13 protein-coding genes and 2 pseudogenes are annotated in these 13,144 nt (G+C 57.7%); 8 read left to right on the plus strand and 7 right to left on the minus strand.

All coding sequences use genetic code 11. The features are described 5' to 3' along the window. Positions 1-7 precede the first annotated feature (7 nt). The 5 genes from BRAD3257_RS08930 to BRAD3257_RS08950 all read right to left on the minus strand — a co-directional run bounded on the left by BRAD3257_RS08930 (position 8) and on the right by BRAD3257_RS08950 (position 4,021). Positions 8-1,345: a tetratricopeptide repeat protein gene (locus BRAD3257_RS08930; RefSeq protein ID WP_122401550.1), complete on the minus strand. Its 1,338-nt coding sequence runs from the start codon at positions 1,343-1,345 to the stop codon at positions 8-10. Positions 1,346-1,520: 175 nt separating this feature from the next. After that, positions 1,521-2,870, minus strand: coding sequence for an IS701 family transposase (locus tag BRAD3257_RS08935; RefSeq protein ID WP_122400733.1), 1,350 nt, complete (start codon positions 2,868-2,870; stop codon positions 1,521-1,523). Between the two features lie 64 nt (positions 2,871-2,934). Continuing rightward, on the minus strand, positions 2,935-3,435 hold the full coding sequence (locus BRAD3257_RS08940) for a hypothetical protein (protein ID WP_122401551.1): 501 nt from the start codon (positions 3,433-3,435) through the stop codon (positions 2,935-2,937). A 62-nt stretch (positions 3,436-3,497) separates the two neighbouring features. Continuing rightward, entirely contained in the window at positions 3,498-3,683 is a 186-nt protein-coding gene (locus tag BRAD3257_RS08945) for a hypothetical protein (protein ID WP_122401552.1), read from the minus strand. Further along, complete coding sequence (locus tag BRAD3257_RS08950) at positions 3,680-4,021, minus strand: hypothetical protein (protein WP_145986991.1); 342 nt, start codon at positions 4,019-4,021, stop codon at positions 3,680-3,682. The genes BRAD3257_RS08945 and BRAD3257_RS08950 overlap by 4 nt, the downstream gene beginning before the upstream one ends. 817 nt (positions 4,022-4,838) lie before the next feature. On the opposite strand from BRAD3257_RS08950, the gene BRAD3257_RS08955 reads away from it, so the two are divergent. The 3 genes from BRAD3257_RS08955 to BRAD3257_RS08965 all read left to right on the plus strand — a co-directional run bounded on the left by BRAD3257_RS08955 (position 4,839) and on the right by BRAD3257_RS08965 (position 6,458). Beyond that, positions 4,839-5,216 carry a hypothetical protein gene (locus tag BRAD3257_RS08955; RefSeq protein WP_122401554.1) on the plus strand — a complete coding sequence of 126 codons (378 nt, stop codon included), beginning with the start codon at positions 4,839-4,841 and terminating at the stop codon, positions 5,214-5,216. 98 nt (positions 5,217-5,314) lie between these two features. Beyond that, on the plus strand, positions 5,315-5,740 hold the full coding sequence (locus tag BRAD3257_RS08960; RefSeq protein ID WP_122401555.1) for a tetratricopeptide repeat protein: 426 nt from the start codon (positions 5,315-5,317) through the stop codon (positions 5,738-5,740). 1 nt (position 5,741) lies between these two features. After that, the gene (locus tag BRAD3257_RS08965) at positions 5,742-6,458 is read left to right on the plus strand and encodes a tetratricopeptide repeat protein (protein ID WP_122401556.1); all 717 of its coding nucleotides are present in this window, start codon (positions 5,742-5,744) and stop codon (positions 6,456-6,458) included. Positions 6,459-7,349: 891 nt separating this feature from the next. On the opposite strand, the pseudogene BRAD3257_RS08970 reads toward BRAD3257_RS08965, so the two are convergent. Together BRAD3257_RS08970 and BRAD3257_RS41715 are read right to left on the minus strand one after the other, a co-directional pair. Beyond that, positions 7,350-7,871 (minus strand): annotated as a pseudogene (locus BRAD3257_RS08970) (MFS transporter); the annotation flags it as partial. Positions 7,872-8,745: 874 nt separating this feature from the next. Further along, positions 8,746-8,985, minus strand: a complete 240-nt coding sequence (locus BRAD3257_RS41715) for a DUF1127 domain-containing protein (protein ID WP_122401558.1) — start codon at positions 8,983-8,985, stop codon at positions 8,746-8,748. Between the two features lie 219 nt (positions 8,986-9,204). Here BRAD3257_RS41715 and BRAD3257_RS40835 point away from each other — a divergent pair. The 5 genes and pseudogenes from BRAD3257_RS40835 to tnpB all read left to right on the plus strand — a co-directional run. Further along, a pseudogene (locus tag BRAD3257_RS40835) lies at positions 9,205-9,363 on the plus strand (winged helix-turn-helix domain-containing protein); the annotation flags it as partial. A gap of 200 nt (positions 9,364-9,563) precedes the next feature. Further along, complete coding sequence (locus tag BRAD3257_RS08985; protein ID WP_244607897.1) at positions 9,564-10,676, plus strand: tetratricopeptide repeat protein; 1,113 nt, start codon at positions 9,564-9,566, stop codon at positions 10,674-10,676. A gap of 335 nt (positions 10,677-11,011) precedes the next feature. Next, the gene (locus tag BRAD3257_RS08990) at positions 11,012-11,917 is read left to right on the plus strand and encodes a ferritin-like domain-containing protein (protein ID WP_122401559.1); all 906 of its coding nucleotides are present in this window, start codon (positions 11,012-11,014) and stop codon (positions 11,915-11,917) included. A 381-nt stretch (positions 11,918-12,298) separates the two neighbouring features. Continuing rightward, a complete protein-coding gene (gene tnpA / locus BRAD3257_RS08995) occupies positions 12,299-12,727 on the plus strand; it encodes an IS66-like element accessory protein TnpA (protein WP_122401560.1) in 429 nt (142 codons plus the stop codon). Beyond that, positions 12,724-13,077, plus strand: coding sequence for an IS66 family insertion sequence element accessory protein TnpB (gene tnpB, locus BRAD3257_RS09000; RefSeq protein ID WP_122401561.1), 354 nt, complete (start codon positions 12,724-12,726; stop codon positions 13,075-13,077). The genes tnpA and tnpB overlap by 4 nt, the downstream gene beginning before the upstream one ends. The last annotated feature ends 67 nt before the right edge of the window (positions 13,078-13,144 follow it).

Consider the following 13,144-nt stretch of genomic DNA (forward strand, 5'->3'; position numbering starts at 1 on the left):
AGAACCGCTAAAACCGCTTCAGCTCCGCAAGGGCGACATTAAATTCGACGAAACTCTTAGGACAGGTGTCGGCAGCGGCTCGCAGTGCTTTTTGTGCAAGTTCCTTCTTTGCACTCAAGATATAGGACTCGCCAATGTAGAAATTTGCTTCGCAGGTCTCTTCCTGTTTGGTAGCAGCCGCCAGCGTGGCCTCTGGTGATCTTTTGCCCGCCAGCAATTCAATGACTGGGAACGGCCATGACTTATCGTTCAAGCGCCGGGCGTTGCCTTCCAGTTCGGATGCAGCCGCTTCTCCTGCGCGAGCGCGCGCAGGGTAGCGGAACAACATCACGTAGGCACTATCGTTGGTTTCCAGAACGCGCAGTAGATCGGTGGCGCTTGCCTTGAAATCACCTAGCTCGAACTGAAAAACGCCGCGCGCCTTGAGGTAAGCCGGTTTCGGATCGAGGGCGATGGCCTGATTAAGATCAGCCATGGCCAGGCCATGCTCGTTCATTTTGCGATAGGCGCTGCTGCGGTTGGCGTAGACGTTCGCAGTCTTCGGGTCGAGACCGATCGCTTGACCGTAATCGGCGATGGCGCGGTCATAATCCCCTTTGCCGAAATAGACATCGCCACGTTCGCTGTAAGCGTCAGTGCTTTTCGGATGCAGGACGATGACCTGACTATAGTCAGCGATGGCGCTATCGAAGTCTTTTTTGGCATTGAACGCAGACGCGCGAAAGTAGTAGGCGCCGCCAAATTTCGGATCCATAGCGATTGCCCGATTGAAGTCGGCAATAGCTCGATCGTAATCTTTCTTGTTGTAATAGGCGACTCCACGGCCGACGTAATTGCCAGCACTTTTTGGCTCGAGAGCGATCGCTCGGTCCAGGTCTGCGATGGCGCGGTCGTGATCGCCTGTACCATTGTAGGCTTCGGCGCGGTTGAAGTAGACGAGTCCATCCTTTCCTCCAAGCGCGATGGCTCGAGTGAGGTCAGCGATGGCTTGGTCGTATTCCTGCTTCTTTCGATGAACGATGCCGCGATTGGCAAAGGGACCTTCCGCGTCCGGCGCAAGCGCGATGGCTTGGTCGTAGTCTGCAATGGCGCGGTCGTAATCCTCTTTGGTTTGATAGGCATTGCCGCGGTTGAAGTAGGCCCACGCGAGATTCTTGCCGCTGTATTGGCCTGAGCGGATTGCGGCAGTGCAGCCATCAATTTGGATATCCGGTGCAATATCGGGTTGTCCGGTGCAGCGCCATTTCGCGCCGTCTTCAGCCAATGTTTCCGTCGCGGTCCAGAGTAACGCTGCAGCAATCAATCCCGAAAAAAGTCTTTTCTGCATGAAAATCCGAGCTTTCATCAAGGTCTTCCTAGCCAGAATGTCGCAGCCGGAAAATCAACGGAAGGCTCGACGAGCAAATCGTTGAATATATCACAAACTAAATGGCTGCTTGAGTCAAAGGCTGCCCCTCGGCCGGATTTATGGGTACACGGCCTACCACTACTTTGGCAGATTGTGTTTTCGCCGCTGTTTTTCACGGATTTGCCTTCGGCAATATGGGCAATGCTGAGACGGCGGCCGAAGGATGAGATCGACGATGGCGTGACGTACGGCTGGCATGGTTGGCTGAGGCGGAGGCCCGTAGATTCTTTTTTTTCCGCCCCGCGTGTGCGAGGCGACGATGTTGCAGGAAGGCGTAGGCAATCATTGTCATCAGGGCGTGGCGATGAAGACCTTGCCATGATCGCCCTTCGAAGTGATCAAGTCCAAGTTCCTCCTTCAACTGCTGATGCGCCTGCTCACAAATCCACCGTGCCTTGATGGTGGCGGCCAGCGTGCGCAGATCCGTCGCCGCCGGAAGATTGGCCAGATAGTATTTCTTCTCCCCGGACGCACGTTGCTCGCCAATGAGCCAGGCTTCGTCGCCTGGGAGATGCTGCTGACCTTTATCCCATATCCGCTGCGGAGGGCCGTCGGCGGTCCGGACACGGACCGCAGCAAATTGGGCTTTAAGCCGACCTTTCGTCCCGCTACGCCAACTCACGGTTTTCCATTTGGCGCCGGCCAGCATTTGCTCGGCCGCAATTGATAAGATATCGGGCACGTGGTGCTTTCGTGGTTTGCCGCGGGCTTTGGTAATCGGCCAAATGAGCTTCACATCGACCGGATACACTTTCAGGTGCCGCGGGATTCCGACAGCCCAGACCAGCCCGCGCTCTGTTAGCCCTTGTCGAAACGGTGCGCTGAGGCCGTATCCTGCATCCGCCAGCACATATCCAAAGCGCACGTTGGCTGCTATCGCGCGGTCAATCTCGGCCAAAGCAATCTCCGGCTTGGACCGTGGCGTTCGATGTTCGACTGGCACGCGAGCGCGCTTCAAACGAGATTCGTCGCTTGTCCAACTGTCAGGCAGAAAGAGACGTAACGCGACCATCACGGGTACTTCGCCGCGCGCAAGCGTCAAAGACACCAGTGTTTGGCAATTTGCCGTTTTACCGAGAGCCGAGGCGTATTGAGCCGCAACACCGACCGAGCGCTCACCCTTCTTGGGAAGTGAGGTGTCATCAATAACCAGCACCGCATCCCTGCCGCCGACAAGTCGGTCCGCCTGGTTGAGCAACTCTGTCTCCAGCGGCGTCGCGTCCCAGACACCGTCCGCAATGAAATGGTGCAACTGGTCGTAGGTGCTGGTGGCAAGGCGTTCCGCCATCGGCTGAACGCTCTTACGATCGCCGGGACCGATCAATCCCGCAACATACAGAGGACACATCCGCTGCCGGGTCTTATGACCCAGTCGGTCCAAGAACGGCATCAGCCAGCGTTCGAGTTCGTCTTCCCATCCCGGCATGGTCAGCCCTCCAAGAGCCGACCACCCATGAATCATTGAAAAATTGATTCGGGAATCCTATAAAACGCGCCAAAATCAACAATCTGCCAAAGTAGTGCTACTAATTCAACGCTTTGACAAACATTTCGTCCTTTTTCGGACCCACCCGAAACATCGTCCACTTGTAGTTTCCCGCCGTGACCTCGATCCGAGGGGCGCCGCTGTTTGCCTGTTTCACATAGCTGTCGGTCGCTGCCTTATACTGAGCTCCGAAGTCATTCGGATCCGAGACGCCACTCCCAAAGGCGATTGCCCAAGCTGATACCGTAAGAAACTCATAGCCTGCTTTCGCGCCAGGTTTCTCGAAAATCGCGACTATATCCTCAACCTGGCTGCCTTTTGTCCCGATGATGACGGTCGTCCCGGCTTTGGATTTGTAGGTACAGGCCCGAGATTTTCCGTCGCCCTGGCATTTCTCCTTTTCGAGGCCTAGATCGATCTTGACGAGGTCCTGAGATTTCTTGAACTGCTGCTCGAAGTTATCGAAGGCAAACCCGAGATCACCAGCCAAGGCTGGGCCAAGGCTCGTCGCAACGAACAACACCGACACTAAAAATCGCATTGGTACCCCTCCAGAACTGCCCATTTCCGCCTGAGAAACCACGGCGCATTAGCGTTAGGCCGCTAGGGCGCCTTCTTGTAGACGACCGTATAGGTGCAGGGTCGCGCAGGCTTGGAAATGTTGCTGATGTGCTGGATGAGAGCGCCGTCGGCGAACTTGAACGAGGCAATTCGCTTATTCTCGGGGCCTTCCTTGGCGTTCACGTTCGATTCAGGTTTGCCGTACAGCTCGACGAGTTTCGGCATCATGGCTTGTCGGCCTTCTGGCATTCGTCGACGGTTTTGAAACCGCCGGCGATCGCGAACGCCTCCAACCGAACGAGTCCGCGGCTGTCCTGGAAGTACATCGTGAAGCCCTCTACGTTTGGCAAAGGCGCGCACTTATCGCAAGAAAGGGCCTTCATGCCCGGCTGCGGCGGATCGAGTTCATAGGGCTCCGCGTCTTTTCCGAGGACGCCGCTCGCTTGCTCGTAGCTTGAACCAAACGACACCTTGCCCGGTGCTTCGAGCTTTGCGCGATTTTGCTGGGCATGAGCTGGCGCTGTCAGGAGCATGCCAATACCGAAGGCAATGAGAGTCCTGAACATTTTACGAGTCCTTCGACGGGGATGAGCCGCGTCACCAGTCAGTGGTTAACCGTATCGGACCGTCTCTGGCTGGGCAATCCCACTCCGAATCGGTCCGGTTCGAACAATGACGTTGTTGCCGCACGCGAAGCTTTCGGCATGACCCAAATGGGTCATCCTCGGGAAAACCGGTCGGTCTATTGAATTCTTCGCCCTCGCATTCAAGAGAGGAGTTTGGGTTGAGCCGCCTTGGTGAACATCGGGCGATCGTTCCGAGTGGCTGGAAGGATGACCGCTCCAGCTTTACGACCTTCGACATCTTCGTTCGAAGGCGCTCGCGCTCCTGGGAATGGATGGTCTGCGCCTCGCCCAGAAAACCCGTGATGCTTGGCCGCGAACGCAGCCGCAAGGCGGCCAGCTACAAGGGCGCAAGGGCGCTCTTTCTGTTGCTCTCAGCGCAAGGCGCCAGCCACGTAACGCCATGGACTCGGACCTGCCCAAGATTTGAATAGAGCATTTGCGCGCATTTTCAGTGATTTTCAACGGCGTGTGCAAATGAGGAGATACTTGGCACGTGTCGGCCTCCTGTGGGTTCGCAGGGGTGTTATTGTGGATCTGGCGACGTCTCACGAGGGCTTGTACGAATCATGGCATCCCTAATCGGACCCGGCGGCGGCCTAAGTTTTCGTGCTACGCGGCTAAGACAGAAGTTTCGAACTCAGATGGTATTGCCGGCAGTAGTATGGCCCATTTGGGTTATGCGTGAAAATCGCTGAGTCGCTAGTGCTCGATCGAGGTTTGCCCGAATCCATAGCAGATTGATTGCAGGAGCCAGCGGATGTTCTCGATGATCAGAAGCGCGATTGTTGCAGCGATGGTCTTGGCAAGTCCGGTGTTTGCGGACGAGTGCGTCGATGCGAAAAATGCCCAGCGAATTCATAACCAGAACTCCGATCGAGCCGTGAAGAAGGCCCAGGCGAAGATCGATGCAATGAAATGTTGCTCGCCAACGTATTTCCAGGCGCAGTGTGACTATCAGAAGATGTTCGTCGAGCAGGTTCAGCTCGATTTGCCCCACATGGAGAATGTATCCAGGGCCTGTGACATGCGTGAGCTCTCTGATGTTGCCAGAAAGCAGCGCGAGGAATTCCTTGCGCAGATGAAAGACAAGCAGGCTTCAGATTGCCAGGCCGCGGAAAGGGCCCTCAAGCGTTGAAGCAGGATCTGAAAAGCAAGGAGCGCTTTTCCGAAGCGTCTTGCAAACGGCACCCAAAGTGCGATGACGTTCAGCCGGGTGGACCGAGAGAGGGAAGAATGATCTTTGTCGGAATAATGATTGCCGCAGGCGCGCTGTTCGCTGCAGGCATCGGCTCCACGCCCGTGCATGCGGACGACTGGTTCGACTGCAAATACGGCATCGAGGAAGGGCTGTTGCCGGACGAAGGTATCGAGGGATGCACGCGTATTCTCAAGGGTGGCTTCCAAAACGAAAAGAACACAGCGATCGCCTTCGGCTATCGCTGCGGGCATTACGTGAACAAGGAGGAATACGACAAAGCCATTCGGGACTGCGACACCGCGATCGAATTCGATCGCACTTCGGGCTTTGCCTATAACTGGCGCGGCATCGCATACCATCGCACGAAGCGGTACGACGCGGCGTTTTCCGATTACGACAACGCCATCCGGTATTCACCGAACGACGGCGTGCCGTATTCGAATCGCGCCGGCATTCTGTAACATGCGGGGCAATAAGGAGCAGGCGCTCATCGATTACAACAAATCGGTCGCGCTCGCTCCCAAAGATGGCCGTATGTGGCGTTCGCGCGCGTCGTTCTACATCGACGAACAGCAGTACGACAAGGCGAGGCAAGATCTCGAGAAGGCTGCGTCGCTCGGCGAGAAAGACGCGTGCATGGCATTCACCCGCGGCAGGCTCGACTTCGCGACCGGCGACTATCGCGCAGCGTTGAGCCAATTCGACGACGCCGTCGGCTCGCCGCAGGCACGCAACGCATATTACTACCGCTCGCGAACCTATGCGGCGCTCAAAGACATCTCCTCGGCGCTCAGCGATGCGGACATGTTCGTACAAAATCAACCGGACGAAATCGCTGCGTATAGCTGGCGCGGCCGTCTTTATGCGAGCAGCAAAGACTACGCTTCGGCGTCGAAGGATTTCGCCGTGGTGATCAAAATGGGCAACCGCAGCGCATACATGCTCAACGAGCTCGCGTGGTCGCTGTTCAAAACCGGTCGCAACAGCGAAGCGCTTACGTATGCGGAAGAGGCGTACAAGCTCGCGTCGAGCGATGCGAACGTCATTGATACCCGCGCGCATGTGTACGAAGCGCTCGGGCGCAAGCAGGAGGCGATCAGCGATTTCCGGAAGGCGGTCGCGCTCAAGCCCGAACTCGAAACAAGTCGGCTCGGTTTGCGCCGCCTCGGTGCGGAATAGTTTCTAAGCGCGGGCAATGCCCGCGCTTTTCGTTCGGCGCGCGAACCAGCTGATATGCGCTACTATGCTCCGCGAAGCTTTCCATTGAAAGTGGCCGCTGGGGGAGGGGCGATTCTCATTTTCTTTGTGCGGCTCCTGTCGCTGATTATTGTAATTGTCAGTGTGATTTTGGTGCCTTTCAGCCGCATACGGTTCCGTACAAAAAAATCGGAATGATTGCAGGGGTAGCGTTCGTAATCAGCTCTATTGTTTTTATCGTTCAGTCTTGACCCAAGCGAGTCATGCAATGCTTTGTCCAGCAAACACGGGATTCTTTTTCCCTGACTCGACCCCGTTCGTACGCGACGCAATATGTCGCGAAATCGAGCATCCGTCCGATCACGCAGACAGGAATTGCGGGGCGCGAGAATCGGGACGAGACCGGCTTTGAAGCACAACGAGAATCGACGTTTCAGTTTCAAATGCGATTCAACCTCAAGTTCAGGGCTGCCGTCCCGACCCCCTGAAGTTATCGGCGACGTGTCCTGCCGCGCTTAAAAATCCGGCGCCGAGAGACCATTCACGAAGGGTTGAATTGGGCCTTCTGACCTAGCCCCGACGCCTCTAAGCTCTCTCGGGCGCAGTCTCGTTGCCTAGCAGCGCATGTGGGATGGCATTCAGAGTAAGGTCGACATGAGCACAGTCCAGTGGTACAAGCGTCAGACTTGACACAGAGGTAAGTCCCTGTTTTTGCTGTAGTTTGACGGATCGATCCCCAATCCTTTCCTGGGCACCATTTTGGGGGTTCGGACCCCAAAATAGAGCTACCTCAGATCGTTGGCGATGGCAGGCGGCGATCACCGCGTCGCTGCCGTGTGGGTCCTAAGGCACCAGATCGGTCCTCTCGCCCCCTCACACCACCCGCTCCGCCACCGCCTTCTGCACGAAATACATCATCACCAGCGTGACGATCGTCGTGGTCACGACGACGTAGCCGATCCGGAAATGGAGCAGCGCGCCGTCCGCGCCCTGCGCGATGATCGCGCCGGCGAGCACCGAGCCGAGGCCGCCGGAGAGTTGCTGGAGCGAGGCGCTGACCGCGCTGAACGAGCCGCGCTGGCTCGGCTCGGGAATCACCGACATCAGCGCCTGCGACGGGATCATGCGCGAGAAGATGCCGACGAACATCAGCACGTTGACCAGGATCGCGGTCGCGAGCGAGACGTGGCTGAGATGGGTGTAGATCAGCACCATGAGGACGGTCATGGCGCAGCCGAACACGAAGGTCGGGTATTTTCCGAACGCATCGCTGGCGCGGCCGACGAGCGGTCCCGTGACGATGCTGAACAGGCCGGAGACGAGATAGATCGTCGGCAGATGCGCGATGTCGATGCCGAGATTATGCACGGTGTAGGCGCTGGAGAACGGCATCAGTTTGCCGGCTGCGCGCAATCACGAGGCTCACTACGGTCGCCAGTTCGACAATCCCTGCTGCGACGTGAACAATTTGAAAGACACCACTGAATACAGAGCTTGCCCGGAGGAGTGCGGGGTGTCCCTTGCCGCCGTCCGTATGCAATGGGATCAAATTCCTAAATGGGGTTGCCCAGTTTGAAACAGCACCATGTCCGGGAGTTGGCATTCAACCACGCGATCCGCAAAATGGGGTTGGTGGACCACCAGGAGAGGTGACAGTGAAAGCGCCTTTGCGGTCGCTCTTTGTTGCGTTTCTGCTTGGAGCCTGGTTCGCACGCCGGCGATAGGAATTGCGAGCCAGTTCTAGCTCTGCTGGCTCCGGACGGAGGAAAAGGATGAAGCTTCTAGCGACCGCGGTGACAATTCTGCTGGGCACAACCTCGTTCTCAATAGCGCAAAGCTCAGGAGGCGGCTCGGGAGGTTCTTCATCTGCAGGAGATACGAGCTTAGCTGGCGCGAGTAGCCTGGCTCAACGCTATTGAGATTGAGCGGGACCACACTCAGCGGAACAGACGCGTCAAATGCAAGAAGGCGTGGAAGCGCGCGATTGGTTCTGATCAGAACGGGAGCGGATCTCGACCGGCATACAACACGCCAGCTGCAGATGCAGACGTACGGCAGTTGGAACACCGATACGGGCATCCTAAAGAGGTAACGAAAACGTAGCTGCGCACTCCCGCCTAGAGAGGCGCATGTCTGCTGTTGGCACCCACTCCGACATTGAGTTCGCTCGGATGGAAGACCGCTCGTGACCCATATCGGAAGTGAGCATCTGCGCCACGACGCCTCTAGCTGTGACAATACGACCTTCCATCGTTACAGATATCGGCATTCATTCACCGGATAGGATGCCTCGCGGATCGCAATCTCGGTGCGAGGCGACGTAGTCGATTTCGCCGCGCGTAATACCGATATCCATAAGCTCCCTGTCACTTAGGTCGCACAAGTTGGCTAGTAATCTCCGGCGTTTGCGCCACTCCTGAAATGCATTCCAGTATGCTTCGAGAGGACTGTAGACCTGCCGCCTTGCTGTTGCCGGCCCCAGCTCAGTGGTCCCATGGATCGTGCTCATTGAGGGCGTCCTGTCTGGACTGTTCACTAGGCGGAAGTTGCCGCAAGATGTGCCGGCGCGCTTAACCGGTGGCTTACATTTCCCTTACCGGCGGCTTATTCTTCGTGCGCCAGAGGTGCTACAGAGGCGATCTCGAGAGGGAATGGCAGCTTGCACTATCTTTTTGAGGAGTACACATTCGACACCGAACGGCGTGAACTGCATCGGGGGAACGATGCTGTGTCGATCACACCGCAAGTTTTTGACCTGCTTGATTACCTGATTCGCAACAGGGAACGCGTTGTCAGTAAAGACGACCTCATCAGTGCAATTTGGAATGGGCGCAGCGTATCCGACGCGGCGCTGACAACCCGCCTGAATGCCGCCCGGGGCGCAATCGGCGATTCCGGCGAGGAACAGCGCTTCATCAAAACACTACCACGCAAGGGCTTCCGCTTCGTCGGAAAGGTGCAGGAGGCGCGAGAAGCTGCGGGTCCAAATCCGGGCGATGCACCCGAGAGCGCTCCTGCAATTCCCGACAAGCCCTCCATCGCTGTGCTGCCGTTCGCGAACCCGAGCAGGAGTATTTCGCGGACGGGATGGTTGAGGAAATCACGACCGCTCTTTCGCGGTTCAAATCGTTGTTCGTGGTCGCTCGCAATTCGAGTTTCACCTTCAAGGGCAAAGCCGTCGACATCAAGGAAGTCGGACGCAGGCTTGGCGTCCGCTATGTCCTTCAGGGCGCGGTGCGCAAGGCGTCGGGCAAAGTCCGCATCACCGGTCAGTTGATTGAAGTGGCTACGAGCGCACACATCTGGGCGGAAAAGTTCGAGCGTGACATGACGGATATTTTCGCATTGCAGGACGAAGTCACGCTCGCTGTTGTCTCAGCTATTCAGCCAAAATTGTTTCACGCAGAAATTGCACTGGCGAAGCGGCGGCGACCGGAAGACCTCACCGCGTATGATCTTTATCTTCGAGCTCTACAGCGAGCCTTCCGATCGACCCGCGACGGGTTGGCTGAGGCGCTCCGGCTAGTCCAGCGCGTCTTGAAGCGCGACCCTAAGTTTGCTGCTGCCGCTGGTCTGGCAGCTCTTTGTCACGCGGAAAATGTGGTCAGGGGCTATGCCGTCGACCCCCAATTCGAACGCAAGGAAGCCGTTCGGCTTTCGCGCGTGGCATTGAGACTCGACGATGATAATCCAGACACGTTAGCAAATGCTGCGTTGATCTCGGCACTTTTGGTCGGAGATTGTGAGACTGAGATCGAGATGTCTGATCGGGCGGTTTCTCTCAACCCGAATTCATATCGTGCATGGAACTGCAGAGGTTGGGTCTACAAGATTGCAGGGCAGCCAGAAGAAGCGATCCGGAGCTTTGAATGTGCCGTGCGAATGAGCCCACTAGACCCGCAACAATATACAGTCTTCACCGGGATGGGATTTGCCCTTGTTGAGCTTCGTCGCTTTGATGAGGCCGTCAGTGCCGGAAAGAAAGCGCAGCGTAACAACCCCTCCTATCCAGGACCATACCGCTGCCTCGCATCCGCTTTCGCCCATCTCGGGCGCGACGCTGAGGCCCGTGAGGCGGCGACCCGTATGCTCGAAATCGACCCTACTTTCACAATATCGGCGTGGATCGCTCGGAGCCAGCTATCAAAAAATGCGAAGCTGATGATTGAGGGTTTTCGCAAGGCGGGGCTACCCGAGTAGCACACCAATGTGCGCGAGGTGATCGAAATAGCGGCCCTTCTGCGGCGCATAAGTCCGGAGTTGGCCCATCGGCGACGTTGCGACTCGGCGGTCGGTAGTCCGCTCGTTGCGCCAGAGCGGAGCAGATTTGCTCAACCTGAGTTCTTCGTATTTTAAACCGTTGCTGAGGTCGGACCACTCCGCATCGCGGATCGTCCCGAAAGCTGCGCTAAGTAGGAACGGACGCAAGCTCGTCCCGTTTGTGATGCATCAAGCGCCCCCCAAGCGGCCGACAGCGGATTGCGACTTGCCGCTCCGGAAAGCGCGTCACAATTACCATGAAAAGGAGGTTCGCCATGAACGTAGAGCGGTCGCGTATTTCCCGACGGCAATCCGTTGCCGGCATATCGGTTCTCGGGCTGAGCGGTCTCCTGCTTCCCGCCGCCTATGCACAGCACAAAGCACAGCGGAAGCAACAGGAGACTACAGGCGTTGGAATCCATGCTCCCGAAGTGAAGGATGAAGATATTTTTCAGTTCGCGTTAAATCTGGAATACATGGAAGCTGAGTTCTATCTGCGGGCCACAATGGGAAGAGGCATCGACGATAGCGATGCCGGTCCAGATGCGGCGCGGGTCGTCGGCGGACACGAAGCCAAGTTCCAGAAGCCGGAAATCCGCGAATTCATCGAGGAGTTGGCGGAGAACGAGCTTGCTCATGTGCGCTTCTATCGCAAGACACTGGGCAGGATGGCGGTGTCGCGCCCGGCCATCGATTTCGATGCGGGCTTCAAGGCAGCTGCGCAGGCAGCCGGCCTCCCTGCCGACTTCGACCCGTTTGCCGATGATATGAGCGTCCTGCTCGGTGGCATGCTGTTTGAGGACGTGGGCGTGACCGCCTATGCTGGGGCAGCGCCGCTGATCAAGAGCAAGGAGTTCGTCCAGGCGGCGGCCGGCATTCTTGCGGTCGAGGCGTACCACATGGGCATGGCGCGCTCGCAGCTTTATTTGATGGGCGAAAAGGCCTGGAATGCGGCCAACGCGATCTCGGACGCTCGCGACAAAGTGGATGGGCCAGAGGATAAGGACCAAGGCATCCGGATGAACGGCAAAGCCAACGTCGTGCCGTCTACCCCCGACGCCATCGCGTTCCGCCGCACACCTCAGGAGGTGCTGCACATCGTCTATTTGACCGAGCAGCAAGGCGTTAGTAAAGGCGGCTTCTATCCGAACGGAATGAACGGCGTGCTCAAGTCCACCTAGGCCGCCACAGCGAACAGGCTGGCCGAGCTGGGCGGCCGGCCGAACTCGTGGTAGTCCGAGCGCCCAGATCGTAAAGGGCTGCCAGCTTGTGCCTCCGCGCCTCTTGCGGTTCGCGAGCGTCTTCAGGGACAGCATCGCGCGGAGCTTTCGTTCGATCCTACAAGATCGGAAGGCGATAACGCGGCCAACTTGCCACTTTTCCGCTCCTGGCCATCTGCGAAGTTTCGCCGGGTCTGACGGTGGCCCGCCCCCCTTGAGCCAGAGCGGACCAGATTTGCTCAACCTGAGTTCTTGGTCTTTTGGTAAGCGCTAAGCCGGCACCCTCGGTTCGACGTTAGATTAGATGTGCGAAGAAGCCTCTGGGTTGAGCGGAGGTTTGGGATGGGATTGGACGGCAAAAAGGACGCCCATTTGGACAGCTCATCAGTTGGGTCAGGAGCAGTCAGCCGGCTTGAGGTGCTTGAGGGACCGTCCGGGCGTCGCGTGCGTTCGGAGGCCGAGCGGGCTCGGATCGTCGCCGAAAGTCTGCTGCCCGGCGCTCAGGTGGCGGAGGTGGCGCGCAAGCACGGGGCGACGCGCTGGCAGATTTACGATTGGCGACGACGCTTCCGACAGCGCGGCGAATTGCCGTCGAGCGAGGCTCCGCAGCCGCGGTTCGCGCCGCTGGTTGTGGAGGGGCCGTTTGAGGAGCGTCACGTTCCGACAGTCAAGCTCGAGATTGCGATTGGCGACGTCGTCGTGCGGACGGACGCGGCGATAGATGGGGAGCAGCTATCTCGAGTGATCCGCGCGGTGCGGGCGTCACGATGATTGTCCCCGGCGCCGAGCTGAAGATTTACATCGCGACGCGGCCCGTCGACTTCCGCTGTGGGTATGATGGGCTTGCTGCGAAGGTGCAGCAGATGCTTGGTCTCGATCCGTTCAGCGGTGCAGCCTTTGTGTTCCGGTCGAAACGAGCGGACCGGATCAAGATTTTGGTGTGGGATCGAACGGGCTTGGTGCTGGTGCACAAGCGCCTTGAGGGCTGCAAGTTCGTATGGCCAAAGATTGCGGACGGCGTGATGCGGATATCGCCGGCGATGTTTGCCGCGCTGTTCGAGGGCCTGGATTGGCGGTTGGTACGGCCGGAGGAAGCGCGGCGTCCACAGGTCGCTGGATAAGTGCGGCAGAATGACTCTGTGCCGAGTTTGGCATGGCGCCGGCAGCGCAGATATGCTCGACATGGCG

The organism is Bradyrhizobium vignae, from assembly GCF_900324035.1.
In the GTDB taxonomy this organism is placed as follows: Bacteria; Pseudomonadota; Alphaproteobacteria; order Rhizobiales; family Xanthobacteraceae; genus Bradyrhizobium; species Bradyrhizobium vignae.

What these genes read in the sequence shown, in the direction of transcription:
- BRAD3257_RS08930 (WP_122401550.1), bottom strand. Translation starts at nt 1,345, where the DNA reads ATGAAAGCTCGGATTTTCATGCAGAAAAGACTTTTTTCGGGATTGATT.
- BRAD3257_RS08935 (WP_122400733.1), bottom strand. Translation starts at nt 2,870, where the DNA reads ATGATTCATGGGTGGTCGGCTCTTGGAGGGCTGACCATGCCGGGATGG.
- BRAD3257_RS08940 (WP_122401551.1), bottom strand. Translation starts at nt 3,435, where the DNA reads ATGCGATTTTTAGTGTCGGTGTTGTTCGTTGCGACGAGCCTTGGCCCA.
- BRAD3257_RS08945 (WP_122401552.1), bottom strand. Translation starts at nt 3,683, where the DNA reads ATGATGCCGAAACTCGTCGAGCTGTACGGCAAACCTGAATCGAACGTG.
- BRAD3257_RS08950 (WP_145986991.1), bottom strand. Translation starts at nt 4,021, where the DNA reads ATGTTCAGGACTCTCATTGCCTTCGGTATTGGCATGCTCCTGACAGCG.
- BRAD3257_RS08955 (WP_122401554.1), top strand. Translation starts at nt 4,839, where the DNA reads ATGTTCTCGATGATCAGAAGCGCGATTGTTGCAGCGATGGTCTTGGCA.
- BRAD3257_RS08960 (WP_122401555.1), top strand. Translation starts at nt 5,315, where the DNA reads ATGATCTTTGTCGGAATAATGATTGCCGCAGGCGCGCTGTTCGCTGCA.
- BRAD3257_RS08965 (WP_122401556.1), top strand. Translation starts at nt 5,742, where the DNA reads ATGCGGGGCAATAAGGAGCAGGCGCTCATCGATTACAACAAATCGGTC.
- BRAD3257_RS41715 (WP_122401558.1), bottom strand. Translation starts at nt 8,985, where the DNA reads ATGAGCACGATCCATGGGACCACTGAGCTGGGGCCGGCAACAGCAAGG.
- BRAD3257_RS08985 (WP_244607897.1), top strand. Translation starts at nt 9,564, where the DNA reads ATGGTTGAGGAAATCACGACCGCTCTTTCGCGGTTCAAATCGTTGTTC.
- BRAD3257_RS08990 (WP_122401559.1), top strand. Translation starts at nt 11,012, where the DNA reads ATGAACGTAGAGCGGTCGCGTATTTCCCGACGGCAATCCGTTGCCGGC.
- tnpA (WP_122401560.1), top strand. Translation starts at nt 12,299, where the DNA reads ATGGGATTGGACGGCAAAAAGGACGCCCATTTGGACAGCTCATCAGTT.
- tnpB (WP_122401561.1), top strand. Translation starts at nt 12,724, where the DNA reads ATGATTGTCCCCGGCGCCGAGCTGAAGATTTACATCGCGACGCGGCCC.